We start from the raw sequence: 20,701 nt of genomic DNA, 5'->3' as shown, positions 1-20,701 counted from the left end.
GCACGGAGGCGCGGCTTCCGCTATCCCCGGTCGAAAGTCGATTGCCGTCTAGCACAGGCATTTTCAGACCGCAATGCGTCGTCCGGCATGGTTTTCAGGCACTATTGTCGCATCCGCTGGCGGAGTTCAGCAACCAACCCCGGATTGATCCCTGATTCAGGGCAAAAAGCCGAAGGCGAAGGCAAGCGGCAGCGCCGCCAGCACCAGCTCGACGACGATGGAAGCCCAGTTGAACGGCGTATTGGCGCCGTCCGACATCATCGACAGCAGCCGGCCGAAGGCGGTGAACAGCCAGGAGAAGCCGAGCGCCATGTAGAGCAGCGGCTGCGCCAGGAGGATGCAGCACAGGCTGACGCCGAGATAGAAGCCCGACATCCGGCCGCGCCCCTCGGCGATCGCCGCTGCCTTCTCCGGTCTGACCTGCAGCCGCAGGATGCGGAATGCCAGCTGTGGCGCCAGGAATAGCAATAGGCCGAGCAATAAGGTCGCGACCGCGCTCGACCATGCCAGCCACTCGCCCTGGCTCATCGGCCATGGAAACGCAAATTCCATCTTGTCCCCTCGTAAATGCATGGTCGAAATTTCGGACATTCTAGCGAAGCAACTGACATGCGCCAGATGGCCGTCGGCAATATGCAGGGCGCGTCAGCCCAACGCGCGCGCCGTTGTCTCGACCGGGCTAACAGGATGTTACACGACCGGCGGTTTTTTTTTCTGCACAATTCCTATTTGTGGCTACATGAGACCACAAGGGGTTCCGCGCATGAGGACGATGCAACTACGAGAGGCAAGGGCCAGCCTTTCCGCGCTCGTGGAGGCTGCTGAGAACGGTGAGCCCACGGTTATCACCAAGCACGGCAAGCCCGCAGTCATGGTGGTGCCAATCGGTGAGGGACGGAAACTTTATCCGCAGAACAGCCAAAAAGACTTCGTGGATTTCCTGCTTCGGTATCCAGGCGGCATCGAGCTTGAGCGAAACGAATCGCCGTCGCGGTAAGTGGAGTTTTGACCGGCTATCTGCTTGATAAGTCTTTTCTCTCGGCATTTGCACCTGGTCGGCCTCTGCTTCCGTCACACGTGCAGAACTGGCTTGCCGAACAAAGAGAACGCGGCTCTTGGCAGCTCTCGTCGATAGTTATCTTGCGAAACTGAAGCGGGCGGGCGGACATATGAAGGCAGAGCGCATCAATGAGTGGTTCAAAAGGTTGCTTCTGGAGTTCAACCAGCGCATCCTTCCCATCGATTTAGCTATCGCGCGAGAAGCTGGAAACTCGAAGATGCCACGATCGCCAGAGGCGCCAATCCGGGTCTGGCGGACGTTCTGATCGCAGCTACTGCCCGTTTGCACGGCCTGTCAGTTTTGACGGCCAACACCCGGCCTTTTGCGATTCTCGACGTGCCTTACCTTAACCCATTCACCGAAGGCATCTCGAAAGGGTAATTCGACAGCTTACAAGAAGCTCTGCGGGTCGATGTCGACCTGGACTCGCACCGAGCCCCTTATCTTCGGTCCCTCGGCCAGCATGGTGCGAATGAACCCTTGCATGTCGGCGCGCCGCTCGCCCTGGATCAGCAGGCGAAAGCGATGGCGGCCGCCGATCAATGACAGCGGCGCCTCGGCCGGGCCGAGCACGAACACGTCGGTGGCTTGTGGCGCGGCGCGACGCAGGCCACGGGCGTGCCCTTCGGCTTCGGCCCGTGTCGCCGCGCTGACGATGACGCCGGCGAGCCTGCCGAAGGGCGGCAGCCCCGCCCGCTCACGCTCGGCGATCTCGCGCTCGTAGAAGGCCTCGGCGTCGCCGGAGACGATCGCGCGCATCACCGGGTGGTCGGGTTGGAAGGTCTGCAGCAGGCCGAGGCTTTTCTTGCCAGTGCGGCCGGCGCGGCCGGTCACCTGGCTGAGCAGTTGGAAGGTGCGCTCGGCGGCGCGCGGGTCGCCATTGGCAAGGCCGAGATCGGCATCGACCACACCGACCAGCGTCATGTTGGGGAAATTATGGCCCTTGGCGACGAGTTGCGTGCCGATGACGATGTCGGCCTCGCCATTGGCGATGGCTTCAAGCTCGAGCCGCAGCCGTCGCACGCCGCCCATCAGGTCGGACGACAAGACGATGGTGCGGGCATCGGGGAAATGCGCGACGACCTCCTCGGCGATGCGCTCGACGCCCGGCCCGCAGGCGACCAGATGGTCGAGCGTGCCGCATTCCGGGCAGGCTTCGGGCCGGCGTTCATTGTGCCCGCAGTGGTGGCAGACGAGCTGGCCGCGAAAGCGATGCTCGACCAGCCAGGCCGAGCAGACCGGACAGCCAAAGCGGTGGCCGCAGACCCGGCAGAGCGTCAGCGGCGCATAGCCGCGCCTGTTGAGGAACAGCAGCGACTGTTCCTTTCTCTCCAGCGTCTGCCGCATATGGCCGAGCAGCACCGGCGACAGGAAGCCGCCGCGTGCCGGCGGCGCGCGGCGCATGTCGACCGTCTTGAGATCGGGAAGTGCCGCCTCGGCAAAGCGCGCCGAAAGCACCGCCCTGCTGTAGCGGCCCTGGCTGGCATTGACCCGGCTTTCGACCGACGGTGTCGCCGAAGCGAGCACGACTGGAAAGCCGCCGATATGGCCGCGCACCACGGCCATGTCGCGCGCGTTGTAGAAGACGCGATCCTCCTGCTTGTAGGCGGGATCGTGCTCTTCGTCGACGACGATAAGTCCAAGCTCCCTGAACGGCAGGAACAGCGCCGAGCGCGCGCCGGCAACGACCCGCACGCCGCCTTCCGCCACCTGTCGCCAGACCTTTTCGCGCATTCTTGGCGGCAGGTCCGAGTGCCACTCCGCCGGCTTGGCGCCGAACCGCTCCTGGAAGCGTTCGAGAAAGGCGTGGGTCAGCGCAATTTCCGGCAGCAGGATCAGCACCTGCTTGCCACGATCGAGTGCCGCCGCGACCGCCTCGAAATAGACCTCCGTCTTGCCGGATCCGGTTACACCGTCGAGCAGGGTGACACCGAATGTGCCGGTCGCGACATTGGCGCGCAGCGTCTCGGCGGCATCGCTCTGGTCCGGCATCAGTGAAGGCTGGGCGTAGCCCGGGTCGGGTGCTGCGACTACCGGCCGCGGCGGGATCATCACCGTCTCGAATACGCCCTGCGCCCGCAGCCCGTCCACCACCGTCGACGACACGCCTGCCGCATGCGCCAGGCCGGACCGCGTCCAGGCCAGTCCGCCTTCGGCTGTCTCCAGCACGCGCGTTCTCGCCTCCGTCATCCGGTCGGGTCTGGCGAAGGTGCGCTGCAGCCCTTCGATCCACGGCTCCGGATCGAACGCCTCTGGCGCCCTGAGCAGCATGCGCGCCACCATGCCGGGCGGCGACAGCGTGTACTGCGCCACCCAATCGACAAAACGCCGCATCGCGCGGTCGATCGGCGGGCAGTCGAAAACCTGCTCGATCGGCCGCAATTTCTTCGCGTCAACCTTTTCGACGACGCCGTCCCAGACGATGCCGGCGACCTGGCGGGGCCCAAGCGGAACGCGCACGATCGAGCCCGGCACCACGCGCATGCCAGCCGGCACGGCATAGGTGTAGGGGCGCTCGGCGGGCATCGGCACCAGCACCGCTGCGGCCGCGACAAAGGGCGAATCTTCGATCATGAGGCGTGACCTTGCCCCGACTTTGGTCTAGATCAAAGTCCGACCCCAAATGTGCATGACGTGCACATGAAAAATCTTCAGGAGACCGCCATGAAATTTTTTGTCGACACCGCCGATGTCAAGGAAATCCGCGAGCTGAACGATCTGGGGCTACTCGACGGCGTAACCACCAATCCGTCGCTGATCCTGAAATCCGGCGGCAAGATCGCCGACGTCACAAGAGAGATCTGCGAGATCGTCAAGGGCCCGGTCTCGGCCGAAGTCGTCGCCACCGAATACAAGGACATGATGGCGGAGGCCAAGATCCTGGCCAGGATCGCCGACAATGTCTGCATCAAGGTGCCGCTGACGCTCGACGGCCTGAGAGCCTGCAAGGACATCCGGTCGGACGGCCGCATGGTCAACGTCACGCTGTGCTTCTCGGCCACCCAGGCGCTGCTCGCCGCCAAGGCCGGCGCCTCCTTTATCTCGCCTTTCGTCGGCCGCATCGACGACAGCGGCTGGGACGGCATGGAGCTGATTGCCGATATTCGCACCATCTACGACAATTATGACTTCCAGACTGAAATCCTGACCGCTTCGGTGCGCACCGTGAACCATGTCAAGCAGGCGGCACTGATCGGCGCCGACGTCATCACCGCGCCGCCGGCGACGCTCAAGGCACTGGTCAAGCACCCGCTGACCGACAAGGGCCTGGAGCTGTTCCTCGCCGACTGGGCAAAGACCGGGCAGAAGATCGGCTGAAGCGACTATCCTGCGAACAAAAAAGGCCGAGCAATCGGCCTTTTTTGCAGATTGCGCACTCTGGAAACACCTAGCTTGCCGCCGGCTTGCCGTGCTTGATCAGATCCTGGGCGATCGACAGCCGCAGCACATCCGCCAGTTCGCGCGCCGCACGGTTCTCGGCGTCGATCTGGGCTCGGTATGACGCGAATTCCTGGCGGGGCCTGTCGTATGACGACGGAATCGAGCGCTTGCCCCTCGCTATGACCGTGCCCGTCTTGGCATCGCTGAGCACATAGTTGGCGGTCAGCGTCACGGTGCCGGCGGTCGGCTCGTCCTCGTCGGTCGTGACCTGCTCGATTGCCGCCGATTCGACGAGTTCGGAGACGCCCAGATCAAGCGAATAGACCGGCGAAGCTGGCTCGCCGGCGCCCTGGCCGAGTGCGAAGATCAAATTGTTGCGGACCTGCTGGGCGTAGCGGGTCTTGACCGGCTTGACCGAGATCGATGCCAGCTCCGCAGCAGCGCCGACCTGCGAGCCGGCGACCAGCGGCGCGCTCGAATAGAGCGGCCGCACCGTGCAGGCGGAAACCAGCGCCACCGAGGCGAGCAGCCCGCAAAGCACGATACGGCGCACCGTCAGCTCTGTCTTTCGCGGCTTAGGCAACGACATTGACGATCCTCTGCGGCACGATGATCACCTTGCGCGGCGCCTTACCTTCGAGCGCTTTCTGAACGAAGTCGAGAGCCAGAACCGCCTTTTCGACCGCACCTTGATCCGCGTCGCGGGCAATTGTCAAATCGCCGCGTTTCTTGCCGTTGACCTGCACCGGCAGCACGATCTCGGCGTCGACGACAAGCGAGGGATCGTAGTCCGGCCAGGGCCGCTCGGCGACAAGGTCGGTGCCGCCGAGCGTCTGCCAGCACTCCTCTGCCAGATGCGGCATGACCGGCGCGATCAGGTGCACCAGGATCTCGACGGCCTCACGGCAGGCCGCTTGCAGCGCCGGACCGGCTTTGCCCTCTGCCGCCTCGTTGAGCGGTACGGTCAAGGCATTGGCGAGCTCATAGATGCGGGCGATGGCGCGGTTGAAGGCGAGCTTTTCGATGTCCTCGCCGACCGATTTCAAGATCTTGTGCGCGGCCTTGGACACTGTCCCGGCCTCGCCGTCCTTCGCCGCCTCTGGCCGGACTCCGGCGAGCGATTCGGCAGCCGTCGACACCAGGCGCCAGATGCGCTGGATGAAGCGATGGGCGCCGGCCGCACCCTCGTCGGTCCATTCGACATCGCGCTCGGGCGGCGAGTCCGACAGCATGAACCAGCGCGCCGTATCGGCGCCGTAGCCGTCGGTGATCTCTTCCGGGCTCACCGTATTCTTCTTCGACTTCGACATTTTTTCGAGCGGACCGATCACCGCCTCTTCGCCGGTGGCGATTTCGAAGGCGCGGCGCTTGCCGTCGGCGTCTTCCAGCCTGACCTCGCTGGGCGCAAGCCAGCGGCCGTTCGAGGCGCCGCCAACCCGATAGGTCTCGTGCACCACCATGCCTTGCGTGAACAGGCCCCTGAACGGCTCGGCCAGATCGACATGGCCGGTCTCGCGCATGGCGCGGGTGAAAAAGCGCGAATAGAGCAAATGCAGGATCGCATGCTCAATGCCGCCAATATACTGGTCGACCGGCAGCCATTCGGTCGCGGCCTTGGGATCGGTCGGATCGTTTGCCCAGGGCGCCGTGAAGCGCGCGAAATACCACGAAGAATCGACGAACGTGTCCATCGTGTCGGTTTCGCGCCGCGCGTCCTTGCCGCAACGCGGGCATTTGACGTGCCGCCATGTCGGATGGCGATCGAGCGGATTGCCCGGCCGGTCGAACTCGATATCATCCGGCAGCTTGACTGGCAGGTCGGCTTTCGGCACCGGCACCACGCCGCAATCCTCGCAATGGATCATCGGGATAGGGCAGCCCCAATACCGCTGGCGCGAAATGCCCCAGTCGCGCAGGCGGAAGTTCACCTTGCGCTCGGCCATCGGCCGGTTGCCGATGGTCTTTTGTTCCAGCAGCTTCGCCACCTCGTCGAACGCCTGATCAGGCTTCATGCCGTCGAGGAAGCGCGAATTGATCATCACGCCGTCGCCGACATAGGCCTCATCGATGACCTGGAAGCTTCCTTGATTCTCGCCTTCCGGCATCACCACCGGAATGACCGGCAGGCCGTATCTGTTGGCGAAGTCGAGGTCGCGCTGGTCACCGGACGGGCAGCCGAAGATGGCGCCGGTGCCGTAGTCCATCAGCACGAAATTGGCGACGTAGACGGGGAGCGTCCACTTCTCGTCGAACGGATGGACGACGCGAATGCCGGTATCGAAGCCCTTCTTCTCCGCCGTCTCCAGGGCCGCCACCGAGGTGCCCATATGGCGGACCTCGTCGATGAACTTTGCCAGCGCCGGATTGTCTTCGGCGGCCTTTTTGGCCAGCGGATGGTCGGCGGCAATCGCCATAAAGGAGGCCCCGAAGATGGTGTCAGGCCTTGTCGTATAGATTTCGAGCTCATGCTCGCCGGCTGCTGGCTTGGCCAGCGGCCAGCGGATCAGCAGCCCTTCCGAACGGCCGATCCAGTTCGCCTGCATCAGCTTCACTTTTTCCGGCCAGTCGTCGAGTTGATCGAGCGAATCCAGCAGGTCCTGCGCGTAGTCGGTGATCTTGAAGAACCACTGCGTCAGCTCGCGCTGTTCCACCAGCGCGCCTGAGCGCCAGCCGCGTCCGTCGATGACCTGCTCGTTGGCAAGCACCGTCATGTCCTCCGGATCCCAGTTGACCTTGGAGGATTTGCGCGTCACCAGCCCCTTCTCGACGAAATCGAGGAACAGCATCTGCTGGCGGTGATAGTAATCGACATCGCAGGTGGCGAACTCGCGCGCCCAATCGAGCGACAGGCCCATGACCTTGAGTTGCTCGCGCATGGCGGCGATGTTCTGATAGGTCCAGTCCTTGGGATGGACCTTGTTCTGCATCGCCGCGTTTTCGGCTGGCATGCCAAAGGCGTCCCAGCCCATCGGGTGCAGCACGTTGAAACCCTTGGCCCGCTTGTAGCGCGCCACCACGTCGCCCATCGTATAGTTGCGGGTATGGCCGATATGGATGCGCCCCGACGGATAGGGGAACATCTCCAGCACGTAATATTTCGGGCGCGGGTCGTCATTGTCGGCTTCGAACAGCTTCTTGGCGTCCCAGGCCTTCTGCCATTTGGGCTCTGACGCGCGCGGATTGTATCGTTCGGTTGCCATCGGGTGTTTTTCACTTAAAAGCATGCGCGAGCCGCCGGACAATGCCCGGGCGGCTCAGGAAATGTCGTCGCGGTGTTCACCATGGATTGCCGGACCCGTCAACTGCGGCGATCCGGCGAAAGCCAAACACAGGCAGGATATAGGCATGGCGAGCGCCGTCGAACAGCTTTTCACGGTTAAGGCAAGGATCGCTGCCGCCGAGCGCGAGGCAGGACGCGACGCTGGAGCGGTGACGCTGGTCGCGGTCTCGAAAACCTTCGACGCCGCCGATATCCGCCCCGTCATCGAGGCCGGCCAGCGCGTCTTCGGCGAAAACCGGGTTCAGGAAGCACAAGCCAAATGGCCGGCACTGCGGACGGCGTTTCCCGATGTCGAGCTGCATCTGATCGGTCCACTGCAATCGAACAAGGCAAAGGAAGCGGTGGCATTGTTCGACGTCATCGAAACCGTCGACCGTGAAAAGATCGCCGCCGAACTCGCCAAGGAGATCGCCAGGCAAGGCCGGTCACCAAGGCTGTATGTCCAGGTCAACACCGGCTCCGAGCCGCAAAAGGCCGGCATCGAGCCGCGCGAGGCTATCGCCTTCGTGGCCCGCTGCCGCTCGGTTCACGCCCTCGCCATCGAAGGGCTGATGTGCATTCCGCCGGCCGGCGAGAACCCCGGTCCGCATTTCGCGCTGCTGGAAAAGCTTGGGCTTGAGGCCGGGGTCGACAAGTTCTCCATGGGCATGTCCGGCGACTACGAAACCGCGATCGCCTTCGGCGCGACCAGTGTCAGGGTTGGATCGGCGATTTTCGGCGCCAGATGAGGCGCAGCCGGCCTTAGGCCACAGGCTGACATTGACTAAGCCAAGGTATAGAAACGGAACGTTTCGTTCCTATATGGCTCGAGTTATTCTCAACCCGTCTGGAGCCACCATGCGTTACAATCAACTTGGAAATACGGGGATGTTCGTCTCCGAACTTTGCCTCGGCACGATGACGTTCGGCGCGGCCGGCGAGAACGCCCAATGGGGTCTGATCGCCAGCCTCGACCAGAAGGGCGTTGACGAGATCGTTGCCCGCTCGCTCGCCGCCGGCGTCAATTTCTTCGACACGGCGGATGTCTATTCCTTTGGTGCCTCGGAACGGCTTCTCGGCCAGTCGCTCAGGAACCTTGGCGTCAACCGGCAGGACGTGATCATCGCCACCAAGGTTCATGGCGCCATGGGCGGAGGCCCGAACCAGCGTGGTTCCTCGCGCGGCCACATCATGGATTCGGTCGAAGGCAGCCTCGAACGGCTGCAGCTGGATCATATCGATCTCTACCAGCTGCACGGCACCGACACGGTGACGCCGATTGACGAAACGCTGCGGGCGCTCGACGACCTGGTTGCCGCCGGCAAGGTCCGCTATGTCGGCGTCTCGAACTGGCAGGCCTGGCGCATCGCCAAGGCGCTGGGTATTGCCGAGCGCAAAGGCTTTGCCCGCTTCGAGACCGTGCAGTCGTATTATTCGATCGCCGGCCGCGATCTCGAGCGCGAGATCGTGCCGCTGCTCAACGAGGAGAAGCTCGGGCTGATGGTCTGGTCGCCGATGGCTGGCGGCTTGCTCTCCGGCAAATACGGACCGGGCGCCCCCGGCAATGGCGAGGGCCGCCGCGCCAGCTTCAATTTCCCGCCGGTCAACGAGGACCGTGCCTGGGCAGCAGTCGCCGTCATGCGCGAGATCGCCGCCAAGCACGGCGTCAGCGTCGCTACGGTGGCGCTCGGCTATGTCCTGGCCAAGCCATTCGTGATGAGCGTCATCATCGGCGCCAGCCGCATGGAGCAGCTGGAACAGAACCTTGCAGCCACCGAGTTGCAGCTCGATGCCGATGATCTTGTTCGCCTCGACGAAGTCAGTGCCCTGCCCGCCGAATACCCGGGCTGGATGCTGGAGCGTCAGGCGGCCGGCCGACGGCCGGCGCCCTTTGTGCCGAAAAAGTAACTCAATCTTACCTTCCTCACCTTCGTTGCTTCGGGAGCCGGCAGGCTCCCGATCGTTTTGGGCTCAGTTCAGCCGGACAGTCTCGACCAAAAAGTCCAAAAAGGCCCGCACCCGCGCCGGCAGATGCTTGCCTTGGCCGACATAGACGGCGTGGGTGAGTTCCTCGTCGCCGGGGTTGAACTCTTCCAGCAGCGGCAGGAGCCGGCCGGCGGCAATGTCGGCCTCCACATGCCAGCTTGCCAGCCGGGCGATGCCCGCCCCCGAGAGCGCCATCAGCCGCATCGTCTCGCCGTCGCTGACCAGCGTATTTCCGATGATCGACAGGGTGATCGGCTTGCCGGCGGCATCGATAAAAGGCCAGCCCTCGAGGTGGCGTACGAAACGGAAGCCCATCCGGTTGTGACGATCGAGATCGGCGGGCGTCATGGGCGTGCCACGCGCTTCGAGATACGATGGCGCCGCAACGACGACCACCCGGCTCTGCCCGAGCTTGCGCGCCACCAGCCGTGATTCGCCGAGTGGCCCGGCCCGGATGGCGACGTCAGCGCGCTCCTCCATCAGGTCGATGACATCGTCGGTCAACACCAGATCGACCGAGATTTCGGGGTAGCGCTCTAGAAAACGCGGCAAAATCGGGATCAGCCGATGCTGCCCGAAAGGCACGTAGCTGTTGATCCGCAGCCGGCCACGCGGCGCGGCACCCGCCGCCGCCTCGCGCTCGGCCGCTGCCATATCGGCCAGGATACGCACGCCGCTGTCGAAGAAGGCCGCCCCCTCCGGCGTCAGTTGCAGCTTGCGCGTCGAACGGCTGACCAGCCGCGCGCCGAGCCGTGCCTCCAGCCGCGCAATCAGCTTGCTCACCGCCGACGGGGTCATCCGCAACGCACGGGCAGCGGCCGAAAAGCTGCCCGCCTCGACCACGCGGACGAACACTTCGATCTCGCCGGAGCGGTTGATGTCGGGCCTGGCCATTGGTGAATCTATTTCACAGACGATGTGCCCGATGCAAGGCTGGTTCACAGCACATCGCGACACGATCTTCCGGATTGGGGCGTAGGAGGAGCACGGCGCCCGTCGTCAAAACTGGTCGTCATCGAAGTGGGAACCGCCATGCCGTTTGCTCTTTACGCTCTTGCCGCCGGTGCGTTCGGCATCGGCGTCACCGAATTCGTCATAATGGGACTGCTGCTCGACGTCAGCACCGATCTCGACGTCTCGATCTCGGCTGCCGGCCAGCTTATTTCCGGCTATGCGCTCGGCGTCGTCATCGGCGCGCCGCTGCTGACGATCGCAACCGGCCGTTGGCCGCGCAAGACCGTGCTTCTGTCGCTGATGGCGATCTTCACGCTGGGCAACCTCGCCTGTGCGCTTGCCCCAGACTACTGGACGCTGATGGGTGCGCGCGTGCTGACCGCCTTCGCCCACGGCACCTTCTTCGGCGTCGGCTCGGTCGTGGCGACCGGGCTGGTGGCGCCCAACAAGAAAGCTTCGGCGATCGCCCTGATGTTCACCGGCCTGACCATCGCCAACATCCTCGGCGTGCCCTTCGGCACTTGGCTCGGCCAGGCCTTCGGCTGGCGCGCGACGTTCTGGGCGGTGACCCTGGTCGGCATCGCCGCCTTCGCCATCATTCTCCTGCTGGTGCCGCGCAGCCGAACAGAACCTGAGAAGAGCAATTTGCGCGCCGATCTCGCCGTGCTCGGCCGCACGCCCGTCCTGCTTGGCTTTGCCACCACCGTGCTTGGCTATGCCGGCGTCTTTGCCGTCTTCACCTACATCGCCCCGTTGCTGACCGAGATCACCGGTTTTGAGGAAGCAGCGGTGTCGCCTATCCTGCTGGTCTTCGGCGGCGGCCTCATCGCCGGCAACATCGCCGGCGGCAAGTTCGCCGACCGCCGGCTGCTACCTTCCGTTCTCGGCAGTCTCGTCGTCCTGGCGCTGGTGCTCGGCACCATGACCTTCGCCCTGCACAGCCAGGTCATGGCCGTTATCTATGTCGGCCTGCTCGGCGCCGCCGCCTTCGCCACCGTGGCGCCACTGCAGATGTGGGTGCTGGAAAAGGCACAAGGCGCCGGCCAGAGCCTCGCCTCGTCCTTCAACATCGCCGCCTTCAACCTCGGCAACGCGGCCGGCGCCTGGCTCGGCGGCGTGGTCATCGCGCACGGTCCCGGCCTCGGCGCCGTCACCTGGGTCGCGGCCCTGTTGCCGCTTTCAGCGCTTGCCGTGGCGGCGTTTGCTCTGCGCCTCGACCGAGACCCCGCCCTCCCCACACCGGAAATCGCGCCGTCATAGAACGGCAAACCTCAACCAATCTTTGAAACAGCCATCCTTCCACAAGGAGCAAACCCATGGATTATCGAAATCTTGGCGCATCAGGCCTGAAGGTCCCGGCACTCTCGTTCGGCGCTGGAACCTTCGGCGGTTCAGGCCCGCTGTTCGGCGCCTGGGGCAACAGCGATGCGACGGAAGCACGGCGGCTGGTCGACATCTGCCTAGAGGCCGGCGTCAACCTGTTCGACACCGCCGATGTCTATTCGATTGGCGCTTCCGAACAAGTGCTCGGCGCTGCCATCAAAGGCCGCCGCGACGCCGTGCTGATCTCGACCAAGACCTCGCTGCCGATGGGCGACGGTCCCAACGATGCCGGCTCGTCACGTTCACGCCTGATCAAGGCCGTCGAAGACGCGCTGAAGCGTCTTGGCACCGATTACATCGACCTGCTGCAACTGCACGCCTTTGATGCCGCAACACCGATCGAGGAAGTGCTGTCGACGCTGGACGGTCTCGTGCGCGCCGGCAAGCTGCGTTATGCCGGCGTCTCCAATTTTTCCGGCTGGCAAGTGATGAAGTCACTCGGCCTGGCGGACAGATATGGCTATCCCCGATACGTCGCCCATCAGGTCTACTACTCGCTGGTCGGACGCGATTATGAATGGGAGTTGATGCCGCTCGGCCTCGACCAGGGTGTCGGTGCGCTGGTGTGGAGCCCACTCGGCTGGGGCCGCCTGACCGGCAAGATCCGCCGTGGCCAGAAGCTGCCTGAGAAAAGCCGGCTGCATGACACGGCAAGCTTCGGACCGCCCGTCGAGGATGAGCATCTCTATCGGGTCGTCGACGCGCTTGATGTTGTCGCCGAGGAAACCGGCAAGACCCTACCGCAGATCGCCATCAATTGGCTGCTGCAGCGGCCGACCGTCGCCTCCGTCATCATTGGCGCGCGCAACGAGGAGCAGTTGCGCCAGAATCTCGGCGCCGTCGGCTGGTCCTTGACAGCCGAGCAGATGAAGAAGCTCGACACGGCAAGTGAGGTCACCGCACCCTACCCGTATTTTCCCTATCGCCGGCAGGAGGGGTTTGCCCGGCTGAACGCGCCCGCAGTCTGACGCTCCAAAAGCTGGCGGCGGCTCCCGGGGCTGCCGCCCCCGGCTAATGCAGCACGAACTCGCCGTCGACCTTGCGCCATTCGTTCGGCGCGATCAGCTTCTGGTGCGTGTAGCTGACCGAATGCAGCGGGCCTTCGAGCTCGGCCTTCCAGAACTCGATGAAGCGGATCAGCACCGGAAATTTCGGGGCGATGTCGTAATCCTGCCAGATGAAGCTCTGCAGCAGATGCGGATGATCGGGAAAGTGATAAAGAATCTTGGCCGTGGTCAAGCCATAGCCCTTGAGCATCAGGTCCATTTCTGAATGGTCGCGCATTGCGGTCCCCTGGTTGATTCTCCTTCCTCCCAGCCTGAAATTGTGCACCCCATTTGCTTATTCGTCTATTGATATTTCTGCGATCAAACCAGATTCCTCCCGCAAAAACATGCGCTTAGCAGCCGCCTCACGAGAGTGCTGACACCGCCTGGCAAGGCACCTGCGGCATCCCGCCGCGCGAATCCAACGTCTAATGTTGCCGTCACCGCCGAACTGTTAATAATGCGCGCGAATTCGCGGCCGCATCGCTGCGATCCTGCCGGCGGTCAAGCCGGCGGTTTGGTTTTGGGGAGGAAGGCGAAGAAATGTCCGATGTTCATGTCCATCGCGTCCAGCCGGCGTGGAAGAAGAACGCGCTGATTGACAATGACACCTACCTGAAATGGTACGCCGACAGCGTCAAGAACCCGGACAAGTTCTGGGGCAAGCACGGCAAGCGCATCGACTGGTTCAAGCCCTACAGCAAGGTCAAGAACACGTCCTTCGACGGCAAGGTTTCGATCAAATGGTTCGAGGATGGCCAGACAAACGTTTCCTGGAATTGCATCGACCGGCATCTGAAGAAGCGCGGCGAACAGACCGCCATCATCTGGGAAGGCGACAATCCCTACGACGACAGGAAGATCACCTATAACGAACTTCACGCACATGTCTGCCGCCTCGCCAATGTGATGAAGAAGCACGGCGTCAAGAAGGGCGACCGCGTCACCATCTACATGCCGATGATCCCGGAGGCCGCCTATGCGATGCTCGCCTGCACGCGCATCGGCGCCATTCATTCGGTCGTCTTCGGCGGCTTTTCGCCGGACGCGCTGGCCGGACGCATCGACGACTGCAAGTCGACCTTCGTCATCACCGCCGACGAAGGCCTGCGCGGCGGCAAGACTATCCCGCTGAAGGACAACACCGACAAGGCGATCGAGATCGCCGCCAAGGCCGGAACAAAAGTCGAAAAGGTCTTGGTCGTGCGCCGCACCGGCGGCAAGACCGGCTGGGCCGCCGGGCGCGACGTCTTGTACCATGACGAGGTCGCCACGGTTAAGGCCGAATGCAAGCCCGAGAAGATGAACGCCGAGGACCCGCTGTTCATCCTCTACACATCCGGCTCAACCGGCAAGCCGAAGGGGGTGCTGCACACCACAGCCGGCTATCTCGTCTATGTCTCGATGACCCACCAATATGTCTTCGACTATCATGACGGCGACATCTACTGGTGCACCGCCGATGTCGGCTGGGTCACCGGTCACAGCTATATCGTCTACGGGCCGCTCGCCAACGGCGCCACCACGCTGATGTTCGAAGGCGTGCCGAACTACCCGTCGCAGTCGCGTTTCTGGGACGTGATCGACAAGCACAAGGTCAACATCTTCTACACGGCGCCGACGGCGTTGCGTGCGCTGATGGGCGCCGGCGATGCCCATGTCACCAAAACGTCGCGCAAGTCGCTGCGCGTGCTGGGCACCGTCGGCGAGCCGATCAATCCGGAAGCCTGGGAGTGGTATTTCAACGTCGTCGGCAACGGCAAGGTGCCGATCGTCGACACCTGGTGGCAGACCGAGACCGGCGGCATCATGATCACGCCGCTTCCGGGCGCCACCCACCTCAAGGCGGGTTCGGCGACGCGGCCCTTCTTTGGCCTCAAGCCGCAGCTGGTCGACGCCGACGGCAAGGTACTGGAAGGCGAAGCCAGCGGCAATCTTTGCATTGCCGACTCATGGCCGGGCCAGATGCGCACCGTCTATGGCGATCACGACCGCTTCGTGCAGACCTATTTCTCGACCTACAAGGGCAGGTACTTCACCGGCGACGGCTGCCGCCGCGATGCTGACGGCTACTACTGGATCACCGGCCGGGTCGACGACGTCATCAACGTCTCTGGCCACCGCATGGGCACCGCCGAGGTCGAATCGGCGCTGGTTTCGCATGAGAAGGTCTCGGAGGCCGCCGTCGTCGGCTACCCGCACGATATCAAGGGCCAGGGCATCTACTGCTATGTCACGCTGATGGCCGGCGAGACGCCAAGCGAGGACTTGCGCCAGGAGCTCGTCGTCCATGTCCGCAAGGAGATCGGCGCCATCGCTTCGCCCGACAAGATCCAGTTCGCGCCCGGCCTGCCGAAGACCCGTTCCGGCAAGATCATGCGGCGCATCCTGCGCAAGATCGCCGAGGATGATTTTGCCGCGCTCGGCGACACCTCGACGCTCGCCGATCCGGCAGTCGTCGACGACCTGATCGCCAACCGGCAAAACAAGAAGGGCTGATGCAACCCGCATTGGGCGCCGTCACCGAGCTTTGGCGCTATCCCGCGAGCTCGCTCGCCGGCGAGTTTCAGGAGGCGATCTCCGTCGACTGGTATACCGTCGAAGGCGACCGCCTGTTTGGTCTTGTCGATACCTCGACCGATGAAATCGCACGGCCCGACCGCGAAGCGAAATGGCACAAGGTGCCCCGCATCCGCACCCGGCTGTCGCAGGCCGGCAGGCTGGAGGTCGCCATCCCCGACGGACGCTGGCTTTCGGCACCTGGCGCGCAAAGTGATCGCACGGTTTCCGCGTATCTCGGCTTTGCGGCTTCCATCCGGCCGTTCCGCCGGGAAAATGCGGCTCCGGATTATGCCGGCCCTCTGCTGACGGAACGCTATGTCAAAGCCCCTATTCATCTGCTGACCACCGCCTCACTGGCGCGTTTGAAAGTGCTGCATCCAGAGGGCACCGCCGACGCGCGCCGCTTCCGCCCCAACATCGTCGTCGATATGCCGGAGGTCGAGGGGTCGTTCCCCGAGACGGAATGGATCGGGCGCAAGCTGGCAATCGGCGACCTGCTCCTGACCATCTCCGAGCCGTGCCGCCGCTGCGGCTTCACCATCATTGGCCAGGACGGGTTCGACCACGACCCGGCAATCCTGCGCAGCCTGGTCCGCCACAACGCCCATAATCTCGGCGTCTACTGCACCGTCGACCGACCGGCCCGCGTCGAGATCGGCGCCACGATGCGCCTCCTGTAGCTATCGGTACAAATCCGCCCGCGTCGGCGGCAGGCCGCTCGGCCCACGCGCGCGCCTTGTGGCGACGGTCTGGAAAACCTGCGCCGATGCACGTTCGAAAGTAATCGAGCAGCCGGTGAGATAAAGCAGCCAGAGCCGCGCCTTGGCTTCGCCGACCTCAGCGATGGCTTCGTCAAAGCGTGCGTGGAGACGCTCTGCCCATAGCCTGCAGGTGCGCGCATAGTGCTCGCGCAAGTTTTCGACGTCGTAGACGAGGAAGCCGTGCGCCTCGAGATTGCCGAGCGTCATGCCGATCGTATCGAGTTCGCCGCCCGGAAAAATGTATTTGATCAGCGCCTTGAATTCCGGCCCCTTGCGCAGCGTCTTCTTCATGTTGCCCTTGTCGCGCCGGGTGATGGCGTGGTGCAGATAGATGCCGCCGGGCTTGAGCAGGCGATGGATCCTCGAGAAATAGGCCGCATGGTTGGCAAGTCCCAGATGCTCGAACATGCCGATCGACGAGATCTTGTCGAAGGAGCCGGACAGCTCGGCATAGGACTTGATCTCGATGGTGATGCGGTCCTCCAGCCCCGCGGCGCGGATGCGTTCGCGGGCGAGCTCGGTCTGTGCCTCCGATAGCGAAACGCCGTGGCCGACGACGCCATAATTCTTCACCGCATGGATGAGCATCGCTCCCCAGCCGCAGCCGATGTCGAGCAGTTTTTCGCCGGGCTTCAGCCGAAGCTTGCGGCAGATATGGTCGAGCTTGTCTCTTTGGGCCTGATCGATATCGTTGGCGAAATCCTTGAAATAGCCGCAGCTATAGACCATGCGCTCGTCGAGGAAGAGCCGGTAGAATGCGTTGGAAATATCGTAGTGATGCTGGATCGCCTCCTTGCTCGACCCGCTGACGTAAGGATTGCGGCCGGAAAGATCGGTTCGCGCCGTCATCTGTTTTCGCGAAAACAGCACCGCCGGCAGGTCGCGCAGGATCGCCAGCTTCGGCAACGTCTTGAGCTTCGTCCTGAGCTTGCCGTGCGTGGGCAAGGCGTAGAAATCGAACAGCGATCCGTCTTCGACGTCGACCGCCTTGGCAATCCACATCTCGATCAGCGTCGATAAAGAGGGCCGACGTACGATCTGCCAGACGATGTCCTGGTCGTTGATAGTGAGCACCGGGCCGGTAGCCGGGCCGATCCGCTCGCCTGTCCACAGCCTCACCGCGAAACCCGGTTTCAGCGTTTCGATGACCGTCCGAACAATCCGGGCCGCTCTTTCGGCTGCCTCCATCCCCATCCTCCCTTACCCGGCAAAAAGCGGCCCGGAACAATCGCGGCTCGATCTTGCCTGCCGGATCGGCCGGCCGCAAGCCGCCCGAGTGCACAAGCACGCTTGTTCAGGATTTTCGAGTGCCCCGCCTTGCCATTTGCCGGATGACACCCCATCATGAGCTAGTGTTCAACAAATCGAAAGGAGGTGATCCGATGTCGAGTGATTTCGTTTTCCAGAACGTGGCCTCAGCGGATCGCACTTTCGGGAAGCAGTCTTCCCGTTAAGGCGCGAGATGCGCGGCTGGCGACCAACCGTCGCAGCCAGGAGCCGCGCCATGGGCGGAAACACGGAAGGCCGCCGACTTCGCAAGAAGCGGCGGCCTTTTCCTTTTTGGGCTGTTGTCCCTTATTTGGTTACGCTCAGCATCTCGACGTTGCGCGCTATGTCCTGGAAAGCCTGGTTGAGTTCGGTTCCATTGGCAGCTTGATAGAAGTGCTTGATCTTGGTGGTGTCCGGGCTCGCGCAATCCTGGAGCGTCGCCTTGGCATTCGTTTCGTTTAGGTCAAACCCAATAGTGAAGATCTCGATGCCCTTGTCGCGCATCGCAGCGCAAAGTTTCTTGGCTGCCGTGCGGGTCGGCTCCTTGCCGGCGTCATTGTAAACGTCGCTCACCGTGCTCGCATCGAAGTAGGACAGGTTGAATTCGCCGTCCGTCATCAGGATCGCGATTTTGGCGACCTTTTTTGGATCCATCTTGGCCGGCCGCTGCGAAGTTCTCATTATGCTCCCCCAGTTCTCCGAGAGCATGTACCAGGTCCACTGCACGCCGATATGGCCGGCAGTGCCGCCGGAGGCGACGAAATTCTTGATGACCGTCTTGAGCGCCGTCGCATCGGCCGTCAGCGGCATCAGCGTGGCGGCCGGGCAGGCGGCGGTGCCGGTTTGCCAGGCGAAGGACGACAGCAGGTAGTCGCGGTTGACCATGCTGGCGTCGGGGCCTGCGTCCGAATACTGGTAGGTCCCCTTGCGTTCGGTGGCGCAATTATCGGGACGGATGAAGCCCGAGACATACTGCACGGCGTCATTGGCCGGCGCCTGTTTGCGTTGGCTGGCGGTGGTTTCCACATAGACGCTGCTGGTGGCAAGTGTACCGGCATTCACCGAATTGGCATAAGGCACGATGGCAACCCGCACGCGCGGTTTGGACGGGTCCTGACCGCCCAGGAAGCTGTCGACAGCATTCGCCGCAGCCGTCCGCAGATCGATGATTTTCTGGCCTGCCATCGAGCCGGTAACATCGAGCATCATCGCGACTTCGATCTGCTTGTCCGAATAGAGAGCCGTCGTCGATGCGGGAACGCGCTGCATGCTACCCGTGCTGAAAAGCGGGAAATAATAGCTGACATTGACATGAACGTCCGCCTGAACGGTCTTGGCGATTCGGTCGACAGTCAGTTTGTCGAGAACGATCTGATTGTCCTGCAGGATACCCGCCGTGCTGTTGGCATCGAGAAAGGCCTGCACCGATTTGCTGGCGTCAGCCTCGCTGATGACGCTGGTCGTCAGGTCGCGGGCCGTCGAGGTGACCGCAGCATCGACGATGCCTTGCAGGCTCGATTTCACATTGTAGAGTTGGGAGACGTTGACGGCAAAGCCGACGCTCAGCGCCAGTACTGAGCCGATTATACCAAACAGCACCGCGAAATTTCCGCTGCGATCCCCGGCAAAGCCGCCGATCGCCTGAACAAGACCCCCGAAACGCCGCATTCCTTCCGCCTCCATTCGCCACAGCCTGCAGCTGTCCGAACGCGCATTGCAGGAATCCGGCCGGATCGCGCCGCCGGGCGCGGGAAAGCGAGCAGCCCCCGCTCAGGCCATTGTTTCCAAACGGTCTCGAGCAGCGACAAGGTAAACAGCGGGTAAACGAAAGCCGCGTCGGCGCGGCTTTGTTCACAAAGCGCTTACCACGATCCGGCTCGCAATTCGGAACGGCCGGATGGCGTCCCGATCCGGTACAGAAGAGATGTCTCGAACCGGATCAGCACGACCGCGATGGCGGGACGTGGAAACATGGGCTGTGAACGTCTCCGGGAGGATTAGGCCAGCATCCGTGCGGTGACGGTCCTGTCGAGGCCGCGATAGGGCGGCTTGAACAGGTTGCCTTCCTGTTCGTAGGTCCAGACCTTGAACAGGCTGAGCCGGTGCGGGCCGAAACTGTGCAACAGCGGCACGTCGGTGGCGTCGCGGCCACGCGCAATGACGACACGGCCGATTCTCGGCACGTTGTGGCGAGGATCGAACGTGTACCACTTGCCGTCGAGGAACACTTCCATCCAGGCCGAGAAGTCCATCGGCGCCGGATCGGCGGGCACGCCGATATCGCCGAGATAGCCGTTCACGTAGCGGGCCGGGATATTCATGCAGCGGCAGAGCGTGATCGCCAGATGGGCAAAGTCGCGGCAGACGCCGACGCGTTCCTCATGCGCCTGCGCCGCCGTGCGGGTCGAGCGCGCATAACCGTAGCCGAAGGACAGGCGGTTGTGGACATAGTCGACGATCGCCTGCACCCGCGCCCAGCCCGGCGGAAGCTGGCCGAACAGTTGCCAGGCCAGGTCGCCGAGATGGTCGGTCTCGCAATAACGGCTGCCGAGCAGATAGCCGAGCACCTCGTCCGGCAATTCGGCGACCGGAACTTCCCTGGCCAACGCGTTGACTTCGTCCGTCTCACCGCTGTCCTCGACCACCGCGTCATAGAGGATGCGAAAACTTCCGGCCGGCGCCGTGAAGCGGCGGCAGCTATTGCCGAAAAGATCGTGGTAGACCCTGGTCGGGACCGACGGCGAGGTCAGCACGCGCGTTTGCCGCTTGATGTCGGCCTGGCGATCCCTGTGGATCTCGAGCAGCGAAATGACCGGCGTGGCTGCAGCGCATTCAATGCCAATTTCATAGCCGAGCCTGATCAGCATCGCCGTCCCCCTACGATCGTCATGGAAGATAGTGCTGGTCAACGCGGGAGAGTGCGCGGCGGTTCCTTGCGAACGTCGAAAACGACGCCTCGCGGCTTCCCATACGGACGCGGCAACGTTACGGTCGATCGACACGCGTCTTTCGAAATAACCCCTCCAGGATGACCCGGGAA

At 63.1% G+C, this 20,701-nt stretch carries 18 protein-coding genes; 9 read left to right on the top strand and 9 right to left on the bottom strand.

The genetic code is table 11. The features are described from left to right. Window positions 1-156: 156 nt before the first annotated feature. Window positions 157-552, bottom strand: a complete 396-nt coding sequence (locus NKI79_RS19495) for an AGROH133_08824 family phage infection protein (RefSeq protein ID WP_023719708.1) — start codon at window positions 550-552, stop codon at window positions 157-159. A gap of 211 nt (window positions 553-763) precedes the next feature. Between NKI79_RS19495 and NKI79_RS19490 the strand changes: the two genes are divergently transcribed. Both NKI79_RS19490 and NKI79_RS19485 read left to right on the top strand, forming a co-directional pair. Continuing rightward, window positions 764-997 carry a type II toxin-antitoxin system Phd/YefM family antitoxin gene (locus NKI79_RS19490; protein WP_352801575.1) on the top strand — a complete coding sequence of 78 codons (234 nt, stop codon included), beginning with the start codon at window positions 764-766 and terminating at the stop codon, window positions 995-997. Between the two features lie 118 nt (window positions 998-1,115). Continuing rightward, a complete protein-coding gene (locus NKI79_RS19485) occupies window positions 1,116-1,325 on the top strand; it encodes a PIN domain-containing protein (RefSeq protein ID WP_352801991.1) in 210 nt (69 codons plus the stop codon). 125 nt (window positions 1,326-1,450) lie between these two features. On the opposite strand, the gene NKI79_RS19480 is transcribed toward NKI79_RS19485, so the two are convergent. Beyond that, complete coding sequence (locus NKI79_RS19480; protein ID WP_352803515.1) at window positions 1,451-3,634, bottom strand: primosomal protein N'; 2,184 nt, start codon at window positions 3,632-3,634, stop codon at window positions 1,451-1,453. 90 nt (window positions 3,635-3,724) lie between these two features. Between NKI79_RS19480 and fsa the strand changes: the two genes are divergently transcribed. Next, on the top strand, window positions 3,725-4,378 hold the full coding sequence (gene fsa, locus NKI79_RS19475; protein ID WP_023678103.1) for a fructose-6-phosphate aldolase: 654 nt from the start codon (window positions 3,725-3,727) through the stop codon (window positions 4,376-4,378). A gap of 70 nt (window positions 4,379-4,448) precedes the next feature. On the opposite strand, the gene NKI79_RS19470 is transcribed toward fsa, so the two are convergent. Together NKI79_RS19470 and leuS are read right to left on the bottom strand one after the other, a co-directional pair. Next, window positions 4,449-5,030 carry an LPS assembly lipoprotein LptE gene (locus NKI79_RS19470; protein ID WP_352479576.1) on the bottom strand — a complete coding sequence of 194 codons (582 nt, stop codon included), beginning with the start codon at window positions 5,028-5,030 and terminating at the stop codon, window positions 4,449-4,451. After that, window positions 5,017-7,641 (bottom strand): leucine--tRNA ligase, encoded by a 2,625-nt coding sequence (leuS, locus tag NKI79_RS19465; protein ID WP_352479575.1) that lies wholly within the window; start codon window positions 7,639-7,641, stop codon window positions 5,017-5,019. The genes NKI79_RS19470 and leuS overlap by 14 nt, the downstream gene beginning before the upstream one ends. 145 nt (window positions 7,642-7,786) lie before the next feature. Here leuS and NKI79_RS19460 point away from each other — a divergent pair, with 145 nt between their 5' ends. Together NKI79_RS19460 and NKI79_RS19455 are read left to right on the top strand one after the other, a co-directional pair. Next, entirely contained in the window at window positions 7,787-8,449 is a 663-nt protein-coding gene (locus tag NKI79_RS19460; RefSeq protein WP_352803512.1) for a YggS family pyridoxal phosphate-dependent enzyme, read from the top strand. Between the two features lie 109 nt (window positions 8,450-8,558). After that, window positions 8,559-9,608, top strand: coding sequence for an aldo/keto reductase (locus tag NKI79_RS19455; protein ID WP_352803509.1), 1,050 nt, complete (start codon window positions 8,559-8,561; stop codon window positions 9,606-9,608). Window positions 9,609-9,671: 63 nt separating this feature from the next. Here the strand turns inward: NKI79_RS19455 and NKI79_RS19450 are convergent, their stop codons facing one another. Beyond that, on the bottom strand, window positions 9,672-10,580 hold the full coding sequence (locus NKI79_RS19450; RefSeq protein WP_352803507.1) for a LysR family transcriptional regulator: 909 nt from the start codon (window positions 10,578-10,580) through the stop codon (window positions 9,672-9,674). A 138-nt stretch (window positions 10,581-10,718) separates the two neighbouring features. On the opposite strand from NKI79_RS19450, the gene NKI79_RS19445 reads away from it, so the two are divergent. Continuing rightward, window positions 10,719-11,900 (top strand): MFS transporter, encoded by a 1,182-nt coding sequence (locus NKI79_RS19445; protein WP_352479571.1) that lies wholly within the window; start codon window positions 10,719-10,721, stop codon window positions 11,898-11,900. Window positions 11,901-11,956: 56 nt separating this feature from the next. Continuing rightward, window positions 11,957-12,991, top strand: a complete 1,035-nt coding sequence (locus NKI79_RS19440; RefSeq protein WP_352479570.1) for an aldo/keto reductase — start codon at window positions 11,957-11,959, stop codon at window positions 12,989-12,991. Window positions 12,992-13,034: 43 nt separating this feature from the next. Here NKI79_RS19440 and NKI79_RS19435 read toward each other — a convergent pair whose 3' ends face one another. Further along, window positions 13,035-13,307: an usg protein gene (locus tag NKI79_RS19435; protein WP_254820441.1), complete on the bottom strand. Its 273-nt coding sequence runs from the start codon at window positions 13,305-13,307 to the stop codon at window positions 13,035-13,037. A gap of 305 nt (window positions 13,308-13,612) precedes the next feature. Here NKI79_RS19435 and acs point away from each other — a divergent pair, with 305 nt between their 5' ends. Continuing rightward, window positions 13,613-15,568: an acetate--CoA ligase gene (gene acs, locus NKI79_RS19430; protein ID WP_352803502.1), complete on the top strand. Its 1,956-nt coding sequence runs from the start codon at window positions 13,613-13,615 to the stop codon at window positions 15,566-15,568. Next, complete coding sequence (locus NKI79_RS19425) at window positions 15,568-16,311, top strand: MOSC domain-containing protein (protein WP_352479568.1); 744 nt, start codon at window positions 15,568-15,570, stop codon at window positions 16,309-16,311. The genes acs and NKI79_RS19425 overlap by 1 nt, the downstream gene beginning before the upstream one ends. On the opposite strand, the gene NKI79_RS19420 is transcribed toward NKI79_RS19425, so the two are convergent. The 3 genes from NKI79_RS19420 to NKI79_RS19410 all read right to left on the bottom strand — a co-directional run bounded on the left by NKI79_RS19420 (window position 16,312) and on the right by NKI79_RS19410 (window position 20,528). Continuing rightward, window positions 16,312-17,580, bottom strand: coding sequence for a class I SAM-dependent methyltransferase (locus NKI79_RS19420; RefSeq protein WP_254820438.1), 1,269 nt, complete (start codon window positions 17,578-17,580; stop codon window positions 16,312-16,314). A 387-nt stretch (window positions 17,581-17,967) separates the two neighbouring features. Next, the gene (locus NKI79_RS19415) at window positions 17,968-19,329 is read right to left on the bottom strand and encodes a pilus assembly protein TadG-related protein (RefSeq protein ID WP_352803500.1); all 1,362 of its coding nucleotides are present in this window, start codon (window positions 19,327-19,329) and stop codon (window positions 17,968-17,970) included. Window positions 19,330-19,658: 329 nt separating this feature from the next. After that, entirely contained in the window at window positions 19,659-20,528 is an 870-nt protein-coding gene (locus NKI79_RS19410; RefSeq protein WP_352803499.1) for a transglutaminase-like domain-containing protein, read from the bottom strand. Between the last annotated feature and the right edge of the window lie 173 nt (window positions 20,529-20,701).

It is taken from the genome of Mesorhizobium sp. M0340, assembly GCF_040321535.1.
GTDB lineage: Bacteria > Pseudomonadota > Alphaproteobacteria > Rhizobiales > Rhizobiaceae > Mesorhizobium.
The sequence above is the reverse complement of the archived record's forward strand: the minus strand, read 5'-3'. Positions and strand labels throughout refer to the sequence as shown.